The sequence below is a fragment of the Nocardia sp. CWNU-33 genome (assembly GCF_046764895.1).
In the GTDB taxonomy this organism is placed as follows: domain Bacteria; phylum Actinomycetota; class Actinomycetes; order Mycobacteriales; family Mycobacteriaceae; genus Nocardia.
Map to the genome: position 1 here is coordinate 183,654 of NZ_JBKOQN010000002.1, position 24,174 is coordinate 207,827.

The following is a 24,174-nucleotide window of genomic DNA, read 5'->3' on the forward strand; positions in this document are numbered from 1 at the left end:
GTGCCAGAAGTTCGCTCGACAAGTGGAACGTGGGTGAGCCGGACGATGATGCTGATCGGATACGGCCGGGGCCGCCCGCCTCAGCCTGCCTTGCGGTCGGCTGCCGCCTTCTCCGCCTTGTCGAGGGCCTTGGCCTTCTCCACGGTCTTGCCGTTCTCGGCAGGCGGCGCGCCGAGCGCGGCCGCGAGCTCGTCGGCATCCTCCTCGTCGGCGTTGACCGTCTCGAGAGCGAGCCGGGCGAACACCCACTGCTCGGTCGCCGCCATCTGACCGCGGCTGCGCCCGAGGAAGGTCACGAACCACTGGATGACGGTGATGATCCGGCTGCGGTAGCCGACCAGGTAGTAGAGGTGCAGCGCGAGCCAGGCCAGCCAGGCAATGAACCCGCCGAACTCCAGCTTGCCGATCTGGCAGACGGCGCTGAACCGTGACACCGTCGCCATGCTGCCCTTGTTGAAGTACTTGAACGGCTTGCGATCCTGCGGCGCTTGGCCTTTCAGGCCGGCCTTGATCTGCTTGGCTGCATAGGTCGAACCCTGGATCGCGCCCTGCGCCATGCCGGGCACGTCCGGCACCGACATCAGGTCGCCGACGACGAAAACGTTCGGGTAGCCCTTGATGGTGAGGTCGGGTTCGACGATGACCCGCCCGGCGCGATCGACCTGGGTGCCCTCGGACTGTTCGGCGAGCATCTTGCCGAGCGGGCTGCCCTGGACGCCGGCCGACCACACCTTGCAGGAGGACTCGATGCGGCGAACGGTGCCGTCGGAGTCCTTCACCGTGACGCCGTGCGCGTCGATATCGGTCACCATGGCATTGAGCTGGATCTCGACGCCCATCTTCTCGAGCCGCCGCTGCGCCTTGCCGCCCAGCTTCGGGCCCATCGGGCCGAGCACCGCGCCCGCGCCTTCGAGCAGGACGACTCGCGCGTCACGCGGATCGATGTTGTGGAACGTGCCTTCGAGCGTGCGATCAGAGAGTTCGGCGATCTGGCCCGCCAATTCGACACCGGTGGGTCCGGCCCCCACCACTACGAAGGTGAGCAGCCGGTCCCGCATTTCCTGCGTGGTGGCCAGTTCGGCCCCTTCGAAGGCGCCCAGGATGCGCGCGCGTAGCTCGAGTGCGTCATCGATGGTCTTCATGCCCGGCGCGTAGGTGGCGAACTTGTCGTTGCCGAAGTAGGACTGCTGCGCTCCAGTCGCCACGATCAGACTGTCGAACTCGGTGACGGTGTTCTGGTTGAGCAGTTGCGAGGTCACCGTCTTGGCCTGCAGGTCGATATCGATGACATCGCCGAGCAGCACCTGCGCGTTCTTCTGCTTGCGCAGGACCAGGCGGGTGGCCGGCGCGATTTCGCCCACCGAGAGGATACCGGTGGCCACCTGGTAGAGCAGCGGCTGGAAGAGGTGGGTGGAGGTCTTGGAGATCAGGGTGACGTCCACATCGGCGTGCTTGAGGTGCTTGGTTCCGAACAAGCCGCCGAAGCCGGAGCCGACAACCACCACCCGATGACGACGGTTCTCGACAGACTCAGTGCTCATCGTCCTGCTCCTCGACAGACCTGGGCTTGGCCCCACGAACGTTGTTGACCCGCCTTACGGTAGTCGGCGCCGACTCGACCGTCACGGCGAGATCCCGGTTCCTGCTGTGCTGCGAAGCGATACCACCCTGCCGCCGATCCGCCGGGTGGAGCGTTGATGGGGCGAACCGACCGAATGAATGTGAGAAAGAGAATACGATAGATGCTGTCGTTCAGGGAGGTTTGCCGATGGTTGCCCGCGACCGTGTCGTCGGCCGAAAGCCCAGCGCACAGCCTGAATCCGAGAATGCTTCGTTGATCGATATCCCTGGTGGGCACCTCATCGATCGCGCATTGCGACGCGTTCCGGAGCGCCGCAGAGTCCTTGCCTCACCGCCCCGCGGCAGCGCGACCACCGCGGTCGACGGCGACGCGGGTCTGCCCTATTTCGGGCGCGGACTGCATTATCTGCGCTGGGGTCCGGCGGAGATGATGAACCGCTATCGCCGCTACGGCCCCGTGTCACTCAACAGCTCCCTCGGTATCGATCGGGTGCTGGTCTGCGGACCCGATGCGATCGACGAGGTGCTCGGCAGGCGCCGCCGCGATTTCGGTCAGGGGTGGGACTACTTCATCGGCCCGTTCTTCGGGCGCGGTCTGCTGCTGCTCGAATTCGAGGAGCACATGTTCCATCGCCGGATCATGCAGCAGGCGTTCACCAGGGACCGGCTGGAGGCCCATCTGACCGCGCTGACGCCGGTGGCCGGCGAGGCAATCGGGCGCTGGGTTCCGCACGGCGAGACCCGCAGGACAATCAAGCTGTACCCGACGATCAAGGAACTGACCCTCGAGATCGCGGGGGAGACCTTCATGGCCGTCGACGTCGGCGCCCAACGCCGCATGCTGCTGGGTGCCTTCCTCGACTGCACGCACGCCGGGCTCTCGATCATCCGTCATCCGGTCCCCGGCGGGCATTGGCGTGCGGGTCTGCATGGCCGCAAGGTGCTGGAGGACTACTTCACGGCGATGCTGCCGCAGAAGCGGCGCACCGAAGCACCGGACTTCTTCTCTGGTCTGTGCCATGCGCGCACCGAGGACGGTGCGGAATTCAGCGACGCCGATGTGGTGAACCACATGATCTTCCTGATCATGGCCGCCCACGACACCACCACGACGACGGCCACAGCGGTCGCCTACTACCTGGGTAAACATCCGCAATGGCAGCAGCGCGTGCGTGCCGAAGTGTCGGCCATCGATCACGAAACCGGCAGTGCCGCACCGACGATCGCGGATCTGGACCGGATGCACGATCTCGACCTGGTGATCAAGGAGAGTCTGCGGTTGGTGCCGCCGGTGCCCGGTCTGGTGCGGCGGGCGGTGCGCGACACCGAAATCGCGGGCCGCTACATTCCGGCGGGCACGCCCTGCGATCTCGCCTACAGCGTCAACCATATGCTGCCGGAGCTGTGGACGAGGCCCGAGCGGTTCGACCCCGAGCGTTTTGCCGAACATCGCAGGGAAGACAAGTCGCACCGCCTCGCCTGGCTGCCGTTCGGTGCGGGCGCACACAAGTGCATCGGCATGCACTTCGGCACGTTCGAGGTGAAAACGATCATCGCCGCACTGGTGCGCGCATACGAGTGGACGATCCCCGAGGACTATCGAATGCCCTGGGGTTTCTCGACCATTCCGTTTCCGAGAGACGGCGCTCCGGTCGATCTACGCCGCCTGTGACAGGACCGCGCAGCAGCAGTCCTCGGCTGCTGCGCGGTTGGGGGTGGTCAGCGCCCGGAGAAAAGGAGCTCCGCAACCTTGGTGTCGGTCTCGGCGCCCTCGGTGTAGCCGCCGGCGTCGCCGAGCGAACTCATGATCGCCAGGGTGTAGCGCTCGCCGGGGCCTGCGAAGCCGACCGAATTCACCACCCAGCCACCCTGCTCGGCAGACCAGCCGTTCTTCAGCCCCGGTTGCATCTTCGGACCTGCGCCCCACACACCCCAGTGCTGGTTCATGTCCACCGAGCGCATCCGGTCGAAGAGATAGCTGCGGTCGTCGGGATGCATACGCGTGAAAATGTTGTCCATCAACCGGTCCAGGTCGGCGGCCGTGCACTTCTGGAAGGACCAGTCCGGGAACAACGCGGTGGTTGTCGGTAGCGGGACGAGGGTAACCATGCCGTTGGCGCGGAAGGCATTGTTGTAGGCCATCCGGTCGAAGCCCGCGTACTTGTTCCAGAGGAAATCGGCGGCGGCGTCGTTGGAGGTCGCCAGCATCGACTCCATCAGTCCGCGGTCGCCCGGCGTGAGGTCGATCGCGCCGACCCGCGCGCGATTGAGCAAATCCTCGGCAATCGCGAGCTTGATGGTCGAGGCGGTCCAGACCGAGTTCTCGGCATTCTCGTTCGCGTACACCCCGCCGCTGACCCGATCGCGAACCACGTAGCCGGTGACGCCGGGCCGACCGCTCAAGTAGGCGTCCACGGCCGCGATCCGGTTGCTCATATCGCAGTCGAAGCCGGGCAGGCAGCCTTGCATATGCGCGGGCGGCGCGGCGTTCGCGATCGGTAACAGCGCAGGTACGCTCGGTATCAAGATCGCCGCGGCAGCAAGGACACAGGTTGATGCGGCCACGCGGGGAACGGCCCGGGTGACGGCCAAGGGGTAACGCACGAGGGAACACGATGGCACATCGGCGCGCTGGGCGCACGTCTTGAGCTGGGCTGGCGACTGTGCTACTGCGAACGTTGCGCGCTTGCCTTGCAGTGTCTTTCGCAGCGGGTCGATCAGCGGAAAGCTGCGCGCAATTCCTCGACGGTTCGTCCGTTGAGCCGGTAGCAGTGCGCAAAGGCCTCGGAGTGACTATCGCGTGGCCAGGAATGTAAGACACAGGTGCGGCCATATGAGCGCGAGTTGACCAGCTCCCATCTGTCTCCGACTCGGCGGACTGTGAACCCGCCTCTCGGAACAAGGGGAATCACCATCGCAACCATGAAACGCGAACCAGCCTTTCGTGCAGTCTCCCGTTCCTCCCCGGTTGAGCACTGTTGCACATCGAGGCACTCGATCCGAGGTGACACGACGAAGTAAATCGTTCGTGTGTGGCTTATTTCACTCTCGGGCCACTGGGGTGCCGAAATTGCGTACCGATCGCTGGGCGTATAAACGTGCACGAAGCCCGAGGCGTTTCGACACAGAATCCGGACCCGACGAGAGGGCGCAGATGCCGCTGCACATCCACCGTGCCGAGCGCTCCGACGCCCTGGCGGATTCGCTGGCTGCGATGCTGGCCGTGCCGCTGCCCGATCCGTTCGCCGCGGAGGTGGTCGCGGTGCCCGCCAAAGGGGTGGAGCGCTGGCTGACACAGCGGTTGTCGACGGTGCTCGGCGTCGGCGGATCGGCGCGGACCGATGGTGTCGCGGCGAATATCGAATTCCCGTCGCCTGCCGCGCTGGTCGCCGCGTCGCTTGCCGCAGCGAGCGGAGTGCGACCCGAGGACGATCCGTGGGCGTCCGAGCGTGTGGTGTGGACGTTGCTGCGGGTGATCGACGCGTCGCTGTCCGAGCCGTGGTCGGCGGTGCTTGCCCGGCACCTGGGTGCCAACGATCCCGTCGGAGGCGAACATCGCGTGGGTCGCCGCTACGCCACCGCCGCGCACTTGGCCGCGCTGTTCGACAGTTACGCCGCACAGCGCCCGGCGCTCATCACGGAGTGGGCGGCGGGTGCCGACACCGACGGCGCCGGCGATCCGGTGCCCGACGATCTGGTGTGGCAGCCGGCGCTGTGGCGTCGGCTGCGGGCCGAGGTCGGTGCGCTCAGCCCCGCCGAGCGTCTTGCGGCCGCGTGCGACCGGTTGCGTGCGCAGCCCGAACTGGTCGATCTTCCGGTCCGGCTGTCGCTGTTCGGCGTGACCAGGTTGCCGAGCGATCAGCTCGCCGTGCTATCGGCACTGGCCGCCGGGCGCGACATTCATCTGTGGCTGGCCCACCCCAGTCCGGCCATGTGGTCGCAACTGGCCGGGCGGCCGGCTGCCGTTGCCCGCGTCGACGATGTCGGCGCGACGGTCACTCGGCATCCGCTGCTGGCGGGGCTCGCACGCGACGTGCGTGAACTCCAGCAGCGGGTGGCCGGCGTCGTCGCCACCGATGTCCACCACCCGGAGGACACCGCACCACTGACATTATTGAGTGCGATGCAGGCCGGGATTCGTGATGATGTCTGGCCACCGACCTCGGGTCTCGGTGTCACCGGCGACGGCAGCATCCAGGTGCATGCGTGCCACGGCCCCGCACGTCAGGTGGAGGTACTGCGGGAATGCTTGCTCGGGGTGTTCGCGTCCGATCCCACCTTGGAGCCGCGCGACGTGCTGATCATGTGCCCCGAAGTCGAGGCGTATGCGCCATTGGTTCGGGCCGCGTTCGGGCAGCGGACGTCGGGTTCGGGTGAGGCGGTTGCGGATTCGGCACATCCAGCGCACCGGTTGCGGGTGCGGCTCGCCGATCGCGGGCGCGGGGTCACCAATCCGCTGCTCGCGGTGATCGGGGTGCTGCTCGAACTGGCCGACGGGCGGGTGACGGTGACTCAGGTGCTGGACTTGGCCGCCTCCGAAACCGTCCGGCGCCGCTGCGGATTCGACGACGATGATATCGAGCGGTTGCGCGAGTGGGCGGCGGAATCGGGAGCGCGGTGGGGGATCGGGCAGCGGCAGCGGCAGGCGTTCGGGCTTGCCGACTTCGCGCAGAACACCCTCAACAGCGCGGTGGACCGGATCCTGCTCGGCGTCACCGCAGACGAATCATCGGAGGACTGGCTGGATCTGGCGCTGCCGCTGGACGACGTGGACAGCAACGACGTCGATCTCGCGGGCCGGTTCGCGGAATTCATCGACCGGCTCGCCGTCTGTCTGCGCGACCTGCGCGGGCCTCGACCCGCCCACGAATGGGCGTCGGTGCTCGGTCGCTGCCTCGACCTGCTCACCGATGTGCCCGACAGCCAGGCGTGGGTGCGTACCGAGGCGCGTCGCGAGCTGGCCGCCGCCACCGAGCATGCCGGCGGTGTGCCGCTGCGGCTGGCCGATATCGGCGTGCTGCTGGCCGGACGGCTCGCGGCCCGGCCGACGCGTGCCAATTTCCGCACCGGCGAGCTGACGGTCTGCACCTTGGTGCCGATGCGGTCGGTCCCGCACCGCGTTGTGGTGCTGCTCGGCTTGGACGATGAGGTGTTCCCGCGGACCAGCGGCGTCGACGGCGACGACGTGCTTGCCCGTAATCCACTACTCGGCGAACGGGATCCGCGCAGCGAAGACCGGCAGCTGCTGTTGGACGCGATCATGGCGGCACGCGAGCGGTTGCTGGTGTTCCACACCGGCGCCGACCCGGTTACCGGTGCGCACCGGCCCCCCGCGATTCCGGTTGCCGAACTGCTCGACGCGATTCGGGTGTATGTCGGCGCCGACGGCATGTCGTCAGTGGTGACCCGGCATCCACTGCAGGCCTTCGATCGACGTAACTTTCTGGCGGAGCAGCCTTTCAGCTTCGACACGGTCGCCTTGGCCGGCGCGCAGGCCGCAGGCGGTGCCGCGCAGCCGCGCCCGGCGTTCCTCGCCGGACCGCTGCCTGCGGTCGATTTCACCGATGTCGCACTCGCGGACCTGATTTCGTTCGTCGAACACCCGATCCGCGCGTTCCTGTGGCAGCGTCTGGGCCTGCGCGTGCCCGAGCACGATGAGGACATCGCCGATCGGCTGCCCATCGAACTCGACGGACTCGCGAAATGGGAACTGGGCGAACGCCTGCTTGCCGCCCGGCTGACCGGCGCGGATCCGGCCGGTCTTCGTGCTGCGGAGTGGCGGCGCGGTACGCTGCCACCGTTCGGTTTCGGCGCCGCCGTTCTCGACGAGGTCGAGAACACCGTCGACAAACTGGTCCGCGCATCGCTGCCCGAATATCAGGGATCGGCGCGCGCTGTCGACATCGCGATCGATCTCGGCAACGGCCGCAGGCTCACCGGGACAGTGCCGGAGGTGCGTGGCGAAACCCTGGTCCGCACCACGTTCTCCCGGCTCGCACCGAAACACCGCATCGCTGCATGGGTGTCGCTGCTGGCACTGGCGGTCACCGAGGACCGCTCGTGGCGCGCGGTGACCACCGGCCGCAGCCAATTCGGCCGCCCCGCATGGCGTTCCGTGCTCACCGCCCCCGACGCGCCTGCCGCGCTGACGGTGCTGCGGGAACTGGTGAAACTGCGCGACGCCGGCCTCACCGAACCTCTCCCGATCGTCCCGGGAGCCACCGCCGCCTACGCCGACCGCCGCTTCCGCGGCTCCACCGTCGAGGAAGCCTGTGCCGCCGCCGAACGCGAATTCAACGGCGGCCCCAACGGTCCGGGCCCCTTCGGCGACCACACCGACCGCCACCTCCGCTATGTCTGGGGACCCGCCCCCCGCCTCGAACACCTCACCGAAGCCCCCGAACCTCCCGGCGAACCCGGCGAAATCACCCGCTTCGGTGCCCTGGCCCGCCGTATGTGGGCACCGCTGCTGGCCGCCGAAAGCCAGGGCCAGCCGTGACCGCCGGTCCTCGTTTCGCATCTTGGGGTGGCATGGTTTCCGGGGTTGTCGGCGTGGCATGTCGGGGGAGCGGGGCCGGGCGGGTGACGATGGTGGCGAGTCCTGGGTGGCCGGGTGGTAGCCGGGGTTCGGATACGCGACCGTCGGGGTCGTTGTCGGACAGCGGAAGTGGGTGGTGGGCGTGACCGTTCAGGACACGGCGTTCGCCATCCCGGAGATGGCGGCAGCCGACCGGTTCGATCCGAATGGGCCGTTGCCGACCGGTACCACGGTGTTGGAGGCGAGTGCGGGGACCGGTAAGACACACGCGATTGTCGGTCTCGCGGTGCGGTATGTGGCGGAGGCCGGGATCGATGTCTCGCAGCTGTTGCTGGTGACGTTCAGTCGGGCTGCGACGCAGGAGCTTCGGGAACGCACCCGGGATCGGTTCGTGGCGGTTGCCGCGGCGCTGGCCGATCCGGAGCGGGCGCGGACGCACTCCGATGAGCTGATTCGCCTTGTTGCCCAGGCGGATTCGAGTGAGGTGGGCATACGTCGCAATCGATTGCTCACGGCGCTCTCGGATTTCGATGCGGGGACCATCGCCACGACACACAGCTTCTGCCAGCGCATGCTGGACGAGCTCGGGTTGGCCGGTGAGCACGACCCCGGTTCGCGTCTGGTGGAGACCGTCGACGACCTGGTGGGGACCGTCGCCGACGATCTGTTCCTGAACCGGTACGCCCGCGCCGAACCGCCGTTCTCCTTGAAGGAGGCGCACACGCTGGCGCTGGCCGCCGTCGGCGACCGGCACGCGGTGCTCGTCCCGAAGGGCGACGGCGCCGCGGGGGAGCGGGTCGGCTTCGCGACCGCTGTCCGCGCCGAGACCGAACGCCGAAAGCGCCTGGCCGGTCTGCGCGATTTCGACGATCTACTGGTGCTGCTGCACGACGTCCTCGCCGATCCCACGCACGGTCCGCGCGCCTGCCGCCGCATTCGCAATCGCTATCGAGTTGCCCTCGTCGACGAGTTCCAGGACACCGACCCGCTGCAATGGGACATCCTTCGCCTCGCCTTCCACGGCCACTCGACCCTGGTTCTGGTCGGCGACCCCAAACAGGCCATCTACGCTTTCCGTGGCGCGGAGGTGCTCAGCTATCTCGACGCCGTTCAACACGCCGACACCCGTAAAGAACTCACCACCAACTGGCGCAGCGACGCAGGCCTACTGGCGGCCCTCGATCACCTGCACGGCGGAGCGGCGTTGGGCCACAAGGAAATCGCCGTCTACCCGGTGGCCGCCACCCGACCGTGGTCCCGGCTGTCGGGCCCCGGAGATCTCATCACACCGCTGCGTCTGCGCTGTTTGCCCCGCACCGGTGCAGGGCCACTGAACAAGTCGGGCTTCCCTGCCGTCGGCCGCATGCGTGCCAAGGTCGCCGAAGACTTGGCAGCCGACATCGTCGGGCTGCTGGAATCGGGGGTCCTGGTCGAAGTGCAGGCAGGACCACCAGCCGCGGCCAACTCGCGCGGCGCGAGTGCCACGGTCGAACCGAGCGCCGCCGCTGGCATCACCTCGGATGGCGCGGTCGACGTTCCAGGTGTGGTGCGCAGGCCGATCGGGCCCGGCGACATTGCGGTGCTGGTGCGCACCAGGTCTCAGATCGATGTGGTGCGGGCGGCTCTGGATCGTGTGGGAGTCGCTTCCGTTCTCGCAGGCGGCACCAGTGTGTTCGCGACGAGCAGCGCCACCGATTGGCTCTGGTTGCTGCGTGCGCTCGAACAGCCGCACCGGTCCGATCGGGTGCGGTTGGCCGCGTGCACACCTCTGCTCGGGATTACTGCCGTCGAAATCGACAGCGGCGGTGCCGATCTGGTGGGGCGGATCAGTTCACAGCTGCGTGAGTCTGCTCGGTTGTTCGTGCGGGCCGGTTTCGCAGCGGTGTTCGAGAAGCTGTCCGCGGAAGCGAATCTGGCACCGCGACTGCTGACGATCGAGAACGGCGAGCGGCAGCTGACCGATCTGCGGCACATCGCGCAGTTGCTCGATCAGGTGGCGTTGACCGAAGGTCTCGGGTTGACAGCGCTGACCCGCTGGCTTGCCGACCGGGTGCGCGATCCCGCGTCCGGGTCGGTGGCCGATCGCAGCCGCAGGCTCGATCGGGATGCGGCGGCGGTGCAGATCGCCACGGTGCATGCAAGCAAGGGCCTCGAATTCCCTATCGTCTACCTGCCCTTCGCGTGGGACAACGCGAAGAACCCTTATCCGGCGACCCTGCTGTATCACGACGACCACGGTGCCCGCGTGCTGGATGTCGGCGGCCAGGACGCCGCCGGGTACGCCGAACGCAAGCTGCGCAGTGAGACCGAGGAAGCGGGTGAGGAACTGCGCCTGCTGTATGTCGCCCTCACCCGGGCGATGTGCCAGATCGTCACCTGGTGGGCTCCGGCGATCACCACGGCGGCTTCGCCGTTGCACCGGATGATCCTCGGCCGCCCCGACGGCGGCGATATTGTTCCCGGCCGCGCCGCCGTGCCCGCGGATGCTGCTGCGGTACAACTGCTTTCGGCATGGGGGGCGGGCTCGGCAGCGGCGATTTCGGTGACGGGTGTCGAAGGATCCGACGCCGTCGAGATCCGGCGGGTGCGCAGCGAATCCGCGACCGGAGCGCTTGCGGCCGCGCAGTTCTCCCGCGTTATGGATCAGCAATGGCGGCGCACCTCGTACTCGGCGTTGACCGCAGGCGCCCACGATGCGGCTGTCGCCGAGTCCGAACCCGAGGACGAGCGAGGTCCGGCCGACGAACCGAGCGCACCGGTGCTGGAGGAGACCGACCCGCCGGTAGCGGGGGTCGCGTCGCTGATGAACGCCCTGCCCTACGGAGCAGAGTTCGGCACCCTCGTGCACGGCGTACTCGAGCTGATCGATACCGACGCGGCTGACCTGGCCACCGAGGTGCACAGTCGCTGCCGCGCGGCGACCGAGGAATTTATGGCAGAGGCGGATCCCGAAGTCCTGGGTATCGCATTGCTGGCGGTGCTGCGCACGCCACTCGGATTCGGTTGTCTTGCCGACATCTCCGGACCAGACAAGCTGAACGAGCTCGAATTCGAGCTTCCCTTGTCCGGCGGCGACGCCCCCGGCGTGCACGCGGCTACGCTGGGTCGCATCGCCGACCTGCTGCGTGAGCACCTTCCGTCCGATGACGACTTCGCTTCCTACGCAGACCAATTGGCAGCCCTGGACGACGTCCCCCTGCGCGGCTACCTCACCGGCAGCATCGACGCTGTGCTGCGCGTCACCGAATCACCTGGCGCCGAACCGCGATTCATCATCGTCGACTACAAAACCAACCGCCTCGGCTCCGGCGACCTCACCGTCGATCATTACACCCACGACCGGATGGCCGCGGAAATGCTGCGCTCCCACTACCCCCTGCAGGCGCTGCTCTATTCGGCAGCGCTGCACCGCTACCTACGCTGGCGCTTGCCCACCTACGACCCGGTCCACCATCTCGGCGGCGCCCGCTACCTCTTTGTCCGCGGCATGATCGGCCCCGAAACCCCCTCGGGTTGCGGCGTCTTCGACTGGAACCCACCGACCGAACTGATCATCGCCCTCTCCGCTCTGCTCGCCGGCGAGTCCGACCGATGAGGGCGACTACCGTCCATTGCACGCGATGGGACTCGGCATCCGCCAATTCGTGGGTGACCGGTTGCGAGGAGCGCGACCGCTCGGCGCCGCCCACCCCGTCCTCTACGCAAGTGGCTGTCCCGCGGGCGAATTCGCAGATGGCGATTCAATGGGCGCGCGGCCACTTCGTGTGGGTAGGCGCGGTGCAGATGTGTGCGGCTGTCGTACCTGCGCAGGTGGATGCTCCGTGTACGGATTCGTCGGCGGTATTGCGCACTGAGTGCGACCGCCCGGTGATGTCGAAGGGGAAGGCGGGGCGATGACATCGATTCAGTTGGCGCAGCGGGGGACCGGGTTGTTGCGGACCTTCAATGAAGCGGGGGTGCTTTCGGCGGCCGACGTGCACGTGGCGCTGCGGTTGGGACGGATGGGGCGGGAGTCGTCGGAGGAGGTGTTGTTCGCAGCGGCGCTCGCGGTGCGGGCGGTGCGGTCCGGGTCGGTGTGTCTGGAGTTGCATCGGATGCGGGAGATCGGCGTGGATGCCGACGAAACCTGGGATGCCGGAGCAGGTGTCGATCCCGCGACGTTGCCGTGGCCGGAGATCGATTCCGTTGTCGCGGCGTTGCGGGTGAGTCCGCTGGTGTGCGGTGGACCGGCGGGTCCGTTGCAGCCCTTGCGGCTTGTCGACGCGCAGCGCAGCAGCGATGCGGGTCCGCTGTTGTACCTGGACCGGTATTACCAGCAGGAGCAGACCATTCGGCGGGTGCTCACCGAGCGTTCGAGTGATCATCCGGTCGTCGATCCGACCATCGTGCGGCGTGAGCTGGACCGACTCTTCGAACTGTCGGTCGGTGCGGCCCCGGACCGGCAGCGGTTGGCCGCTGCGCTCGCCGCGACGCACTGGACGACCGTGGTCGCGGGCGGGCCCGGCACCGGCAAGACCCACACCATCGCCAGGATCCTGGCGTTGCTCGATGCACATCAGCAGGCGAATCCGAAACTGCCCGCGCTCCGGATCGCCATGGCAGCACCCACCGGCAAAGCGGCTGCGCGCCTGCAGGAAGCGGTGCGCGAGCAGGCCGACGCGCTCGACCTGCCGGAACTCACCGCCGCCACCCTGCACCGGCTGCTGGGCTGGCAGCGCGGCCGCACCACCAGGTTCCGGTTTCACGAATTCAACCGGCTGCCCTACGACGTGATCGTCGTCGACGAGACCTCGATGGTGTCACTGACGATGATGAGCAGACTGCTTGCCGCGCTGCGCCCGGATACCAGGCTGGTGCTGGTGGGCGACCCGGATCAGCTCGCCTCGGTCGATGCGGGCGCCGTCCTCGCCGACCTGGTGGCGGGACCCGTTGTCGGCGAACCGAATCCGGTACTGGACACGGTTCTCGGCGCGGATTCGCTGGAATCTACTGCGGCCGAGGATAATCCGGAAGCGCTGACCAGCCTGGAGCTAACCCGGCTGCAGGGCGGCATCGTGCGCCTGACCCGTGGTCGCCGCTTCGGTGGCAAGATCGCCGAACTCGCCGTCGCGATCCGCGCGGGCGACGCCGACACAGCGCTCGAGTTGTTGCGTGCGGGCGGCCGGGAACTCTCGCTGAGTGCACCCGACAACACGGCGGCGGTCCGCGCCGATATAGTCCGGGCCGCACGAGAGGTCACCGCGGCCGCACTCGACGGTGACGCGGCGGGCGCACTGCAGGCCCTCGAATCCCATCGACTCCTGTGCGCGCACCGACAAGGCCCGTTCGGTGTCGAACGCTGGGACCGCATGGCCGCCGAATGGGCAGCCGGGGGCGGCGCGGGTCCCGACACCTATCAGGCTCCCTGGTATCCCGGGCAGCCCCTGCTGGTCACCGCCAACGACCACGAGGCTCGCATCTACAACGGCGACACCGGTGTGATCGTCCGCATGCCCGACGGTTCCCTGCGCGCGGCACTGCAACGCGGCAGCGAGCCCTACCTCGTGCACCCCACGCAATTCCCGGCGGTGGTGACGGTCTTCGCCATGACCATCCACCGCAGCCAGGGCAGCCAGTACGACACGGTCTCGGTCGTGCTGCCCGAACCCGAATCCACCCTGCTGACCAGGGAACTGCTGTACACGGCCGTGACCAGGGCCCGCCAACACGTGCGGATCATCGGCACCGACGACTCCATTCGCGCCGGTATCGCCCGCCGCGTGCTGCGCGCCAGCGGTCTCTCGCGCAGTTCCGTGGTGCCCGCATGATCGGCCGCGGGGGCATCCGTGAGCTCCTGACCTCGGAATCTCACGCTTTCCCGCCGGCCACCGTCTACCCAGTGTGAGTTTGCCTCCGTTCGAGGAAGTCGTAGCCGAATACGGCCCGATGGTGTTGCGCGTGTGCCGGGCGGTCCTCGGTCCGACCGATGCCGCCGACGCATGGTCGGAGACCTTCCTGTCGGCATTGCGTGCCTATCCTGACCTCGACCCGGAGACGAACATCGAGGCGTGGCTGGTCACTGTCGCGCATCGGCGCGCCATCGATGTTGGGCGAGCGCTGACCCGCGCGCCAGTCCCGGCCGACACTCTGCCCGAGCGTCCGGCCCCCAACGCCGACCCGGCCGGTTACGACCCCGATCTGTGGGCTGCACTCGCGGCGCTGCCGACCAAGCAGCGCCAAGCAGTCGCCTACCACTACCTGGCAGGCCTGCCGCACGCCGAAATCGCCCAGCTGCTGGGCAATTCCACCGACGCAGCTCGCCGCGCCGCCGCCGACGGGCTGAAATCCTTACGCAAGCTCTACCCGAAGGATCGATCATGATGGCCACCATCGACCGCGGGGACCCCCTCTTCGACGGGCTGACCCCTGGCAGCGCCGACCTCCTGTCCGCCTTGCATCGTCGCCTGGCGGCCGAGGCGCAGTCCGCCGGCCTGCTCGACGTCGCCTACCGCACACTCGACACACCCGTCGGCACTCTGCTGCTCGCGGCTACCCCCGCAGGCCTGGTCCGCGTCGCCTATCCGAACGAGGACCACGACACCGTCCTCGCTACCCTCGCCGAGCGAGTCAGTCCACGAGTCCTCGCCGCACCCACGCGCCTCGACGCCGCAGCAAGGGAGATCGACGAGTACTTCACCGGCGCCCGAACACAATTCGACCTCACGCTCGACCTACAGCTCACCGGCGGCTTCCGTCGTCAGGTCATCCAGCACCTGCGAGACATCGGTTACGGCCGTCGTGAAAGCTATGCCGCCGTTGCCGCCGCCATCGGCAACCCGCGCGCTGTCCGGGCCGTCGGCTCCGCCTGCGCGCACAATCCCCTCCCGGTGGTCATCCCGTGCCACCGCGTCGTGCGCAGCGACGGCACCATCGGGCAGTACGTCGGCGGCACCGCAGCCAAGAACACCCTGCTCAGCCTCGAAGCAGCATAGGTCGTCGAGCGTCGGCCTCGGACGTCTGTGCCAGTGCTGAGTTCGGTCGCCCGGCGGAAGCCCGACGGACCGCGTAAGGGCGTCGTGCAGAAAGAAGGAGAATTCAATGACTGCATCGAAAACCAGTGCTTCACTGTCCGATCGGGTCGACGCGCAACAGTGGGCCGAGCTCACTGCCGAGATCGATGCGCATGGCAGCGCGCAGACCGGACCGTTGCTCACCCCCGGCGAATGCGCCGAGTTCGTATCGATGTGGGACGAGCGCGCCCGGTTCCGCTCCACCGTCGATATGGCGCGCCATCGATTCGGCGAGGGCACCTACCGGTACTTCGCGCACCCGGTTCCGGAGCCGATCACCGCCTTGCGTGCGGCCTTCTACCGCAAACTATTGCCCATCGCCCGAACCTGGGCGGCACGTCTCGGCGACCACGCACCGTGGCCGGACGACTTCGCGGACTGGCTGGACGCCTGCCACGCTTCAGGACAGACCAGACCGACACCGATCCTGTTGCGCTACACCAGCGGTGACTGGAATGCCCTGCACCGCGACCTCTATGGCGATCTGGTGTTTCCGCTTCAGGTGGTGATCGGCCTGGACCGCCCGCGCGTCGACCACACCGGAGGCGAGTTCCTCCTCGTCGAGCAGCGACCGCGCGCCCAGTCGAAAGGCACTGTCACAGTGCTGGAACAGGGCCACGGCTTGATCTTCACTACCCGCGACCGCCCTACCCCGAGCGCCCGAGGATGGTCGAGAGCCCCTATGCGCCATGGCGTCAGTCGTATCCGCACCGGCATCCGCCACACCCTCGGCCTGGTCCTGCACGACGCCGAATAGTCGAGTCCCACACCATGTCCGAGCGGATGTATACGCTCATCGACGCCGACGGCCGCCCGTACCGCACGGCGGTACCGGGCCGGTTCGGCGGCCACCGCCGCACCAAGATCTACGGCCGTCTCGACTGTCCCTCCGCTCTGCGCGCTCTCACCCGCGGCCATTACCACCCCCATCGCGTCTTCTTCGCCGACGAAGTCACTGCCATCGGCGCAGGCTACCGCCCCTGCGCCAGCTGCATGAAGGAGCGATACGCGGTGTGGAAAGCCGCCGAGCGCGGGGGCCGGTAGATCAGTTCCGTGGTGATGCTGCGGGCGCGGCGGGTTGGGGAAGTAGAAATCCGAGGACGATCCCGGCGACGGGAATGGCGCACAGGGTCGTCAGCGCGGCTGCCGGGCCCTGCTTGTCCGCGATGACGCCGAGGACTGGGACGAACAGTCCGCCCGCACTGACCGCGAGCCCGAGGGTGACCCCGGCGGCGGTTCCCGGGCGGGTCGGCAGGTAGTCCTGTCCGAGCTTGACCAGCACGGCAAACGGAATATTGACGGTGACGCCCGCAAGCACGGCGAATAGGAGTCCGAGTTCGGCATTCGGAATCAGGCGGAGCGCGGCCAGTGCGGGAAGGGCAGCGACACTGCCGATTCGGATGGTGCGCAGCATTCCGACACGGTCGGCGATGCGTCCACCGAATAGCGTGCCGGCGACACCGCCGCCGAGGAACGCGGCCAAGGCGGCGCCGCCGAGGGCGTGCGAGGAACCCAGGTGGTTGATCCAGTACAGCGCGATGAAGGTGTTCATCCCGGCATAGATGACAGACCGGACCAACTCGACCCCGGTGAGCAGAAAGAACGGCACCCACCGGTCGTGACCATCGATCCTGGGCTGCTTAACGGTGTTTCGGGTTCGACGGTGCTGGTAGCGCCACAGCACGAACCCCATCAACACCGCGGGCGGAATGAAGAGCGCGGTGGCACCGACACCGAGCGAGACCAGCGCCGGCGTCGCCAAGGCCGGTGCCAGGAAGAACCCGACGCTGCCGCCGGCCGCGAAGAGGCTCATCGCCATCGCGCTGTGCCCCGCGTCGCGGCGCGCGTCGCGCCCGGCCGCGGGATGGAATGCGGCGACGCCGATCCCCGAGAGCAGGAGTAACGCCCACACCAGCGGATAGGTGGGTGCGAGGCCTGCGAGTCCCGCACCGAGGCCCGCGGTCACGATGCCGGCAGGCGCAAGCCACAGGATCCGCCGTCGATCGGCCAGCAGGCCGAGGATCGGTTGCGGCAGTGCGCTTCCCAATGTCGCCGCGAGCGCAAGACCGGCTGCCTGGACGTAGCTGTAGTCGCGTTCCAGTACGAAGAACGGGATGCTCGCAGGCACCAGTCCCTGATAGAAGTCGTCGACCGCATGCGCGATCACCCAGTACCGCATCCGTTGCCACGCCGATTCCACCGGCACGGTGGATGCGGCTTCGACCGGCGTATGCACCATCGCTGACCACCATTTCCCTCGTTGTCGATGGTCAGCGTAGGGAAAGGCGATATGGCTGGCTTCCGATAAAATGCCGAGTTGTGTCGATAATCCGCCATGACGATCGAACTACGGTGGCCCACGACCTCCCCGGGGGATCACGCATCGAGCGGCACCGGCACACCGAGCACCAAATCGTGTATCCGAGTGCCGGGGTGGCAGAGGTACGCACCGAGGCAGGCTGCTGGATCGCCCCCGCCGATCGGGCGATCTGGATTCCCGCCGGGTGCTGGCACGAGCACCACTTCTACGGGCCGACCCGATTCCACTGTGTCGGCTTCCCCTCCGACGAATCGGTGTGCTGGGCAACACCTTCCGTACTCACGGCACTCCCGCTGGTCCGCGAACTCATCATCGCCTGTTCGACCTCCGGCCAGCTGCCCGGGGCGGAGGCGGCCCGGCTGCGGCAGGTCCTGCTCGACCAACTGCGCCGCAGCCCCGAACAACAACTCCGCTTGCCTGCCGCCGCCGATGTGCGGCTCCGGAAAGCTTGCGCGCTGGTCGAAGACGACCTCTCCGTGGTGTGGCCACTCGCCGACTTGGGTGCCCGGGTCGGTGCGGGCGAACGAACCCTCACCCGGTTGTTCCGCACCGAATTCGCCATGACCTACCCCCAATGGCGAACCCAGCTGCGCTTGCATCGGGCGGTGCAACTGCTCGCCGACGGAGTCGCGGTGACGGCGGTCGCCCATCGCTGCGGATGGGCGTCGACCAGTGCGTTCATCGATGTCTACCGCCGGATGCTCGGGCATACACCGGGGACCTATCACGCCGATCGAGACCCGAAACGGTGGTAAGGCCGCAGCTCGGATTCCGCTGATGGTCAAGTGAGGTCGGAGATGCCGGTGACCGCGTCGCCATCGACGTGTACCCGGGCTCGCAGTCCGGTGTCGATGAGTCGACGGGCCGCGATATTGCCCGGTGTCGTCGTCGCCGTGATACGGCACACGCCGGTCTCGGCGGCAAGTCTGCGTAGCTGCGCGGTGACAATGCTGCCGATTCCGCGGCCGCGGTGCGACCGGCCGATCCAGATTCCCGCCTCCAGGTCGTTCCCACGGAGTTCGAGCCGGGCAGCTCCGATCGCCTCGCCGTCGACCGTGATGACAAAGGTCCGTTCGCTCGGGCGGGTGGGATGCAGGGCGCGTCCGCGATGGAATTCGACGAACGCGTGCCTGCGCTGCGGTGTCCATCCCGGTGGTCCGTCGACAGCCGCCATCACCTCGAACGGGTCGGCATCGGCGACCGCCGCGTCGAGCAGCGGTCGCAGGTTTTCCTCGCTGAGCTCCTCGAGCGTGACGGACGGCGGAAGTTCGTTCACAGTGTCGAGGCTCCCCTGGCGCGCCGCAGGCAGTCAACAGGTTTACAACGACGCAGCTGGATACGACCGTGACCGCGGAGTGTGCTGACGTCGGGTCGGAAGTCCGACTCCGAGATTTCGACAGCTTGCTCGATCGCGAGGCGAGTACGACGCCATGACCCCCGGACCACGCAGCGCGGGTCAGCGGAAGCGTAGGAGCATCGCCAGGCTGGTGGTGCCCGCTCGGTTGATGATCTCGGAGCCCGCCACCTCGACGAAGCCGAGGCGAGTGTAGAGGCGGCGGGCAGGGTTGTCGGCGCGGACGCTGAGGCTCATGCCGTCGTAGCGGGTGCGGGTGTTGTCGAGGAGGCGGGCCAGCAGCGCGGTGCCCAGGCCGGTGCCGCGCGCGGCGGGGGTGGTGGCGATGGCGAGCTCGGGGATGTCGTCGGCGACGTAGCCGTATCCGGCGTTCTCCTTGTCGAACAGGCGAATCCATGCGGCCCCTTGCAGCTGCTCGGCCGAAGCGCCGCCGACGACGCCGAGATCGCCCTTGGTGCCCCACTTCTCGACGTAGCGGGCAAGTTCCGGAACCGCACGCAGGTCATCGGGGGTGGGTGTGCCCTGTTCCGCGGCGTGCGAGGCCTCGTACAGCATGCTCCAGAGAAACGGTTCGTCGTCGGTTTTCGCGGGGCGGAGAAACAGTGATGCCATGCTCGACGACGATAGTGACCCCGGGACATGGCAAGCCATCGGGAACAGGGATGCGCTGCCGCGATCAGCTTCCGGGCGGCAAGAGTGGGACAACCGCTTCCGCGATCTCGGTGGCGGCGGCGCAGGGGGAGAGTTTGCGTGGGTGCAGTCCGCGCGGGTCGTCCACCAGGATGTAGAGCGATCCGGTCTTCATGTCGACGTTGATCGTGCAGCCGCCCGGCACGTCGGGGCGGGCTTCATAGCGCAGCGCTCGGCGGCCGGCGATGGTCAAATCTGTTGCGGTGGAAAATTTTTCACGAACCTGAGCGAGGGTGCCGTTGGTGGTCTGCACACGGAATGTGTAGGCACTCTGTGCAACGAACAGGCAGCCCTTCCAGCGCGTGTCGCCGGTGCTCTCCTGTCTGGTGGCAGGGGGACGCGCGTCCCACTGATGGGATGCCAGGAACGACGGTGTCAGTGCGGTGCACGGATCGAAGGAGGTGCTCTGCCCCGATCCGCTCGTCGGCGCGCCGAGCGCGGCCGAGGACGGTTTGGCGGTTATCGACGTTGCCGAAGGCCGTGGCTCACCGCCGCATCCGCTGAGCACGGTCACCACGAGCGCGACCGCCGCGACACCGGCCGACCGGCTACCGGCGCCGCGCCTCATGTGGTGATCTCACGCATCTGCCTGGCGAACTCGGCGTCGGTGCGCTCGAAGGCTTCGCGAATGGTGGTGAACAGGGTCTGGATCTCGGTGGCGGCCGCGATGTAGTCCCCGAGGGTGTCATAGGCGTTGTTGGGCCCGCCGAATGCCTTCTCCCGAAATAGCTGGACCAGCTCCATCGCCGACCACAGCCGAGGGTTGTCTTCGCCGAGACCCCAGTACTCGCGCTCGCCGAGTGCGCGCGCGTCGTTCTGGGCCGAGGACAGGTCGATGATCAGGTCTCGGCAGGCTCTGTCGATGTCGAGGAACGCCTGCGGCGCCATCCGCACCTTCAGCGCCCCCGTCTTCGCGTCCTCGATGTACACACTGAACGGACTGTCAGCAGCCATGGCGGTCGCCCCTTCCACTAGCTCCATCTGATCAATAAGACGCACCTGATCGCGAGCCGGTTCCATCGAAGCACAGAAATCACCGGCTCGAGTGGCGCAAAACAGACAAGTGGCGGCTGCGGGCGATCGGCGAATTCGCCCCCGGCGGAACCACTTACCGGTTCCTGGAGGCGCGGTTGCCGTGGGCGACTACGCCGTATGTCCTATTCAGCATGCTCGATGAGTTGGTCATCGAGCTCCCGACAGCGCCGGGTATTCACCCGATTCGTGGTGCGTGGCCCGGCACGTGAGCACCTCACCCAGGTGCTCGCCGCGCTGGTATGACCCGATGTTGGAGTGGCCATCAGGACAGCGTGGGCGTGGGCTGCTCGACATGTTCGGTGACCATGGTGCTCGGTCGAGGTGGTCCACCCGCTCCGGGCATCCACCAATTCGCGCGACCCATCAGCTTGACCAGCGCCGGGACCAGCAGCATCCGGACCAGGGTTGCGTCCACGATCAGCGCGATGATCATGCCGAGCCCGAGGAAGCGCATCGGTGTCAGTGGCGAGAGGGTGAACGCGCCGGTGACGAGGATGAGCAAGGTGGCGGCCGCGGTGATCACCCTGGCGGTCTTGACCGTGCCGATGCGAACGGCGGCGGCGGTGTCGGCGCCCGCATGGTGTGCCTCCACCATGCGGGAGAGCAGGAAAACCTCATAGTCGGTGGACAATCCGAAGACCACGGCGATGATCAACACCAGCATGCCGGCTGCGAGTGGGCCGGGACTGATGTCGAGCACGTCGGCGAGGTTGCCGTCGTAGAAGATCCAGGTGAGCACGCCGAATGTTGCGGCGAGGCTGAGAAATGCCATGACGACCGCCTTGAACGGCAGCACGATCGAGCGGAACGCGGCCGACAACAGCAGCACAGTGGCTGCCACCATGATCAGGATCATCCACGGCATCCTTGCCACGATCGAATCGACGCTGTCGACAGTCGCCGCGGTATCGCCACCGACGCGAAGTGTGGTCGCCGCTGGGGGATTCAGGTTACGTATGGCTTCGACGGTCGCGGCGGCGGCTTCACTGCGATCTGCGGCGGACAGGAAAGCGTGCAGGACGACGAAGTCTTCGGCGCGCCCGACCTGGAACACCTGACCGACACCGTCCACCGCGCCGATGTCATGGGTGGCCGCATCGACCGCCGCCGCGTTCGGCGCAGTCCCGTCCCGACCGCGCAGCACCGCGGTGACGCCACTGCTCGCCGCCGGGAACTTTGCGGTGAGTTCTTCTACCACACTGCGCATTTCATTGTTTGGAGGCAGGGCACGCTGATCGATGTCGCCGAGCCGCACTCCCGTCAACGGCACCGCGAGCACCAGCAGCACGGCGCCGACGGCGACCGCGACAAGACCGGGCCGCCGCAGCACACCGTCCACGACGCGACCCCAGAATCGTTCGGTCCGCTGCTCGGGTGTGGTCTGCCCGATCCGAGCGCCGAACAGCGCCAGCATCGCGGGCAGCACCGTGAGCGACAAGCCCGCCGCGAGTGTGACGGCCGCGATAGCGCCGAATCCGAGCGACCGCAGCACCGCCTGGGGATAAATGAAGGTGCCTGCGAAGGCACAGATCAGCAGCAGGGCGGAGAAGGCGACAGTGCGACCGGCTGTGGCGCAGGTCCTTTCGATCGCTGCGGCGACGGTGTGTCCCTCCGCGACTTCCTCACGGAACCGGGTCACCATGAACAGCCCGTAGTCGATCGCCATGCCGAGCCCGAGCAGCGACGCGATATTGACCGCGAACGTGCTGACCTCGGTGACCTCGCCGAGCACACGAATCGCGCCCATCGAGCCGAGTACCGCGAGCAGCCCGACGGTCACCGGAAGCGATGCGGCCACCGCACCACCGAAAAGCAGGACAAGGATCAGCAGCGTGATCGGTAGCGAAATTGATTCGGCCACCACCAGATCGTGCTGCGACTGGCCATTGATTTCGGTCGCCAACGCGCTGTAGCCCGACAGTTGGGTATGGATCCCAGGAACCTGCAGTCCCGCTTCGATATCGGGGTAGGCGTGGACGCGCCGGGTTTCGTTGCCGGCGGTGAACACCACGGCCAGCGCCTTGCTGCCGTCGGCGGAGCGCAGGAACCCTTTGCGCGGTGGCACGCTGTTCCAGTAGGACTGGATCGGGCGCTCCAGTAGCGTCGGATCGATCCGGCCGAGCGCCTCCTGGATGCGCTGGCCGATGTCGTCGAGGGTCTGGCCCTCCGGTGCGGTGTAGAGCGCGACGACGTCGGGGTTCTGCGGTCCGAAATGTTCGCGAACCACCTGATCGACCAGCGCTGATTCGCTGGTCGGGTCGGTGAGTCCGCCCGCGCTGACCTTGTCGGACGCGCCCGTGCCGAGCACACCGAACAGCAGCGTTGCCCCGACGACGATGGCGAGCACCGCGCGTGGACGCGCGATGATGAAGCGAGCCGAGGTGATCACAGCTTTTCCCTGACCGGTAGCTCTTGCTCGAGCCGGGCGACAATGTGGTCGAGGAGTGCCTCGAGCCGGGCCTCGATGCCGACGCCGTTGCGGCACGACACCGACAGTTCGGTCTTGCCACCGGATGCCACGAGACCGAACAGCAATGGCATCGCGACGCTGTGCTGCGGCACCACGCGAATGGTCGTCGGCCGGAAACCCGGTGGCGAGACGGCGTCGAGGTCGAACGCGCCGACATGAGAGACTATGGCGGAGGCCAGATTTCGGCCGTACCGGGAACCGAGCCAGTTCGTGGTGCGCAGGATCGCCCGGCCGACGAGGTCCGGTATCCGCACCAGACCGCTGTTGTCCATCTGGTTCAATTCGCGCCGTTGGGCAAGACCGGCCTTGATCTGCGCCTTGGCCACGGTCCAGTCCTGGCCGGGTTCGAGATCCAGGAACAGCGGCAGCGCCAGGTTCGCGGTGGAGCGCAGTTGCGGATCGTGCCTGCGCAGATCGACCGGCATCATGATTCGGGAAGGGCCCTCGGTCTGTTCCGCCAGGATGGCCGCGACGCGTGCGACGCCACCCGACCCGGTCGCGTCGATCGTCCGGTGTCGCAGCAGATGTCGTGGTCGGTCCGGTTCCTGGCGGCCGCGCCCGACCGCGCTCCGATACTTCGGCAGCGGCAGTGTCGCCTTGCCCGGCGGCGTCCCGATCCGGGCTACCAGCTGGTAGTCGGCGACGGGGTCCGGCATTGCGTCCGGTGTCTCGCCGCGCAGTACTTTGAGCACGTTGGTCATCCAGAGCACCATGCCCATGCCGTCCATGACCCCGTGGAAGGCGCGGAATAGCAGTGTGACCGGCTCGGCCGTCAGCAGCACCACCTCGGCCGTTGCTCCGAGAGAGGGCCCGATCGGGCTGGTGAGCACGTGATCGGTTTCTAGGTCGGGGTACTGAACGGTATGGCCGTCCACGACCCGCACCGCCGGAGCGATGCCGCTGTCGACCCACTCGCCGCCCATGCGCCGCAACCGCGCGCCGGGGCATGCATCGGAGGCCACGGCCACTGCCTGGCGCAGGGCCTCTCGGTCGATGGTCCCTTCCCCGTGGATCATCGCCTGCATGAGGAACGGCGGTGCCAATTGCCGCATCGGGAAGTACATCCGCTCGGTGGGAGAGATCGGCCGGCGGAAGACGCTGTCGTTGCCCATGATTGCCTCCATTGACGACAAAGTT

General features: G+C 67.4%; 19 protein-coding genes. 10 read left to right on the plus strand and 9 right to left on the minus strand.

Annotated features, from left to right (window positions below):
- Positions 1-80 precede the first annotated feature (80 nt).
- Positions 81-1,541 carry an NAD(P)/FAD-dependent oxidoreductase gene (locus ACLMAL_RS03110; protein ID WP_411997678.1) on the minus strand — a complete coding sequence of 487 codons (1,461 nt, stop codon included), beginning with the start codon at positions 1,539-1,541 and terminating at the stop codon, positions 81-83.
- 227 nt (positions 1,542-1,768) lie between these two features.
- Here ACLMAL_RS03110 and ACLMAL_RS03115 point away from each other — a divergent pair, with 227 nt between their 5' ends.
- The gene (locus ACLMAL_RS03115; RefSeq protein ID WP_411997679.1) at positions 1,769-3,253 is read left to right on the plus strand and encodes a cytochrome P450; all 1,485 of its coding nucleotides are present in this window, start codon (positions 1,769-1,771) and stop codon (positions 3,251-3,253) included.
- 47 nt (positions 3,254-3,300) lie between these two features.
- On the opposite strand, the gene ACLMAL_RS03120 is transcribed toward ACLMAL_RS03115, so the two are convergent.
- Positions 3,301-4,185 carry a tat pathway signal sequence gene (locus tag ACLMAL_RS03120; protein WP_328400200.1) on the minus strand — a complete coding sequence of 295 codons (885 nt, stop codon included), beginning with the start codon at positions 4,183-4,185 and terminating at the stop codon, positions 3,301-3,303.
- Between the two features lie 550 nt (positions 4,186-4,735).
- On the opposite strand from ACLMAL_RS03120, the gene recC reads away from it, so the two are divergent.
- The 7 genes from recC to ACLMAL_RS03155 all read left to right on the plus strand — a co-directional run bounded on the left by recC (position 4,736) and on the right by ACLMAL_RS03155 (position 16,212).
- The gene (gene recC, locus ACLMAL_RS03125) at positions 4,736-8,080 is read left to right on the plus strand and encodes an exodeoxyribonuclease V subunit gamma (protein ID WP_411997680.1); all 3,345 of its coding nucleotides are present in this window, start codon (positions 4,736-4,738) and stop codon (positions 8,078-8,080) included.
- 217 nt (positions 8,081-8,297) lie between these two features.
- Positions 8,298-11,714, plus strand: coding sequence for a UvrD-helicase domain-containing protein (locus ACLMAL_RS03130; protein ID WP_411997887.1), 3,417 nt, complete (start codon positions 8,298-8,300; stop codon positions 11,712-11,714).
- A 298-nt stretch (positions 11,715-12,012) separates the two neighbouring features.
- Positions 12,013-13,926, plus strand: a complete 1,914-nt coding sequence (gene recD, locus ACLMAL_RS03135) for an exodeoxyribonuclease V subunit alpha (protein ID WP_411997681.1) — start codon at positions 12,013-12,015, stop codon at positions 13,924-13,926.
- 79 nt (positions 13,927-14,005) lie between these two features.
- Positions 14,006-14,479, plus strand: a complete 474-nt coding sequence (locus ACLMAL_RS03140) for an RNA polymerase sigma factor (RefSeq protein ID WP_406239516.1) — start codon at positions 14,006-14,008, stop codon at positions 14,477-14,479.
- The gene (locus tag ACLMAL_RS03145; RefSeq protein ID WP_411997888.1) at positions 14,479-15,090 is read left to right on the plus strand and encodes a methylated-DNA--[protein]-cysteine S-methyltransferase; all 612 of its coding nucleotides are present in this window, start codon (positions 14,479-14,481) and stop codon (positions 15,088-15,090) included. The genes ACLMAL_RS03140 and ACLMAL_RS03145 overlap by 1 nt, the downstream gene beginning before the upstream one ends.
- A 106-nt stretch (positions 15,091-15,196) precedes the next feature.
- Positions 15,197-15,925, plus strand: coding sequence for a 2OG-Fe(II) oxygenase (locus ACLMAL_RS03150; protein ID WP_411997682.1), 729 nt, complete (start codon positions 15,197-15,199; stop codon positions 15,923-15,925).
- A gap of 14 nt (positions 15,926-15,939) precedes the next feature.
- Positions 15,940-16,212, plus strand: coding sequence for an Ada metal-binding domain-containing protein (locus ACLMAL_RS03155; RefSeq protein WP_411997683.1), 273 nt, complete (start codon positions 15,940-15,942; stop codon positions 16,210-16,212).
- Position 16,213: 1 nt separating this feature from the next.
- On the opposite strand, the gene ACLMAL_RS03160 is transcribed toward ACLMAL_RS03155, so the two are convergent.
- The gene (locus ACLMAL_RS03160; RefSeq protein WP_411997684.1) at positions 16,214-17,407 is read right to left on the minus strand and encodes an MFS transporter; all 1,194 of its coding nucleotides are present in this window, start codon (positions 17,405-17,407) and stop codon (positions 16,214-16,216) included.
- 80 nt (positions 17,408-17,487) lie between these two features.
- Here ACLMAL_RS03160 and ACLMAL_RS03165 point away from each other — a divergent pair, with 80 nt between their 5' ends.
- Positions 17,488-18,243 carry an AraC family transcriptional regulator gene (locus ACLMAL_RS03165; protein ID WP_411997685.1) on the plus strand — a complete coding sequence of 252 codons (756 nt, stop codon included), beginning with the start codon at positions 17,488-17,490 and terminating at the stop codon, positions 18,241-18,243.
- Positions 18,244-18,269: 26 nt separating this feature from the next.
- On the opposite strand, the gene ACLMAL_RS03170 is transcribed toward ACLMAL_RS03165, so the two are convergent.
- From ACLMAL_RS03170 to ACLMAL_RS03180, 3 genes are all read right to left on the minus strand, one after another.
- Positions 18,270-18,764, minus strand: a complete 495-nt coding sequence (locus tag ACLMAL_RS03170) for a GNAT family N-acetyltransferase (RefSeq protein ID WP_411997686.1) — start codon at positions 18,762-18,764, stop codon at positions 18,270-18,272.
- Positions 18,765-18,944: 180 nt separating this feature from the next.
- Positions 18,945-19,454, minus strand: coding sequence for an N-acetyltransferase family protein (locus ACLMAL_RS03175; RefSeq protein ID WP_411997687.1), 510 nt, complete (start codon positions 19,452-19,454; stop codon positions 18,945-18,947).
- Between the two features lie 64 nt (positions 19,455-19,518).
- On the minus strand, positions 19,519-19,995 hold the full coding sequence (locus ACLMAL_RS03180; RefSeq protein WP_411997889.1) for a DUF3558 domain-containing protein: 477 nt from the start codon (positions 19,993-19,995) through the stop codon (positions 19,519-19,521).
- On the opposite strand from ACLMAL_RS03180, the gene ACLMAL_RS03185 reads away from it, so the two are divergent.
- Positions 19,916-20,107, plus strand: a complete 192-nt coding sequence (locus ACLMAL_RS03185) for a hypothetical protein (protein WP_411997907.1) — start codon at positions 19,916-19,918, stop codon at positions 20,105-20,107. The two genes, ACLMAL_RS03180 and ACLMAL_RS03185, sit on opposite strands and share 80 nt — an antisense overlap.
- On the opposite strand, the gene ACLMAL_RS03190 is transcribed toward ACLMAL_RS03185, so the two are convergent.
- The 3 genes from ACLMAL_RS03190 to ACLMAL_RS03200 form a co-directional block, all read right to left on the minus strand.
- The gene (locus ACLMAL_RS03190) at positions 20,097-20,486 is read right to left on the minus strand and encodes a hypothetical protein (RefSeq protein WP_411997688.1); all 390 of its coding nucleotides are present in this window, start codon (positions 20,484-20,486) and stop codon (positions 20,097-20,099) included. The two genes, ACLMAL_RS03185 and ACLMAL_RS03190, sit on opposite strands and share 11 nt — an antisense overlap.
- 343 nt (positions 20,487-20,829) lie before the next feature.
- Positions 20,830-22,956, minus strand: a complete 2,127-nt coding sequence (locus ACLMAL_RS03195) for an MMPL family transporter (protein ID WP_411997689.1) — start codon at positions 22,954-22,956, stop codon at positions 20,830-20,832.
- Positions 22,953-24,149 (minus strand): peptide synthetase, encoded by a 1,197-nt coding sequence (locus tag ACLMAL_RS03200; RefSeq protein ID WP_411997690.1) that lies wholly within the window; start codon positions 24,147-24,149, stop codon positions 22,953-22,955. The genes ACLMAL_RS03195 and ACLMAL_RS03200 overlap by 4 nt, the downstream gene beginning before the upstream one ends.
- Positions 24,150-24,174 lie beyond the last annotated feature (25 nt).

Bases quoted from the DNA above. Each gene is read 5' to 3' on its own strand.
- ACLMAL_RS03110 (WP_411997678.1), bottom strand. From the start codon at position 1,541: ATGAGCACTGAGTCTGTCGAGAACCGTCGTCATCGGGTGGTGGTTGTC.
- ACLMAL_RS03115 (WP_411997679.1), top strand. From the start codon at position 1,769: ATGGTTGCCCGCGACCGTGTCGTCGGCCGAAAGCCCAGCGCACAGCCT.
- recC (WP_411997680.1), top strand. From the start codon at position 4,736: ATGCCGCTGCACATCCACCGTGCCGAGCGCTCCGACGCCCTGGCGGAT.
- ACLMAL_RS03130 (WP_411997887.1), top strand. From the start codon at position 8,298: ATGGCGGCAGCCGACCGGTTCGATCCGAATGGGCCGTTGCCGACCGGT.
- recD (WP_411997681.1), top strand. From the start codon at position 12,013: ATGACATCGATTCAGTTGGCGCAGCGGGGGACCGGGTTGTTGCGGACC.
- ACLMAL_RS03145 (WP_411997888.1), top strand. From the start codon at position 14,479: ATGGCCACCATCGACCGCGGGGACCCCCTCTTCGACGGGCTGACCCCT.
- ACLMAL_RS03150 (WP_411997682.1), top strand. From the start codon at position 15,197: ATGACTGCATCGAAAACCAGTGCTTCACTGTCCGATCGGGTCGACGCG.
- ACLMAL_RS03155 (WP_411997683.1), top strand. From the start codon at position 15,940: ATGTCCGAGCGGATGTATACGCTCATCGACGCCGACGGCCGCCCGTAC.
- ACLMAL_RS03160 (WP_411997684.1), bottom strand. From the start codon at position 17,407: ATGGTGCATACGCCGGTCGAAGCCGCATCCACCGTGCCGGTGGAATCG.
- ACLMAL_RS03175 (WP_411997687.1), bottom strand. From the start codon at position 19,454: ATGGCATCACTGTTTCTCCGCCCCGCGAAAACCGACGACGAACCGTTT.
- ACLMAL_RS03190 (WP_411997688.1), bottom strand. From the start codon at position 20,486: ATGGCTGCTGACAGTCCGTTCAGTGTGTACATCGAGGACGCGAAGACG.
- ACLMAL_RS03200 (WP_411997690.1), bottom strand. From the start codon at position 24,149: ATGGGCAACGACAGCGTCTTCCGCCGGCCGATCTCTCCCACCGAGCGG.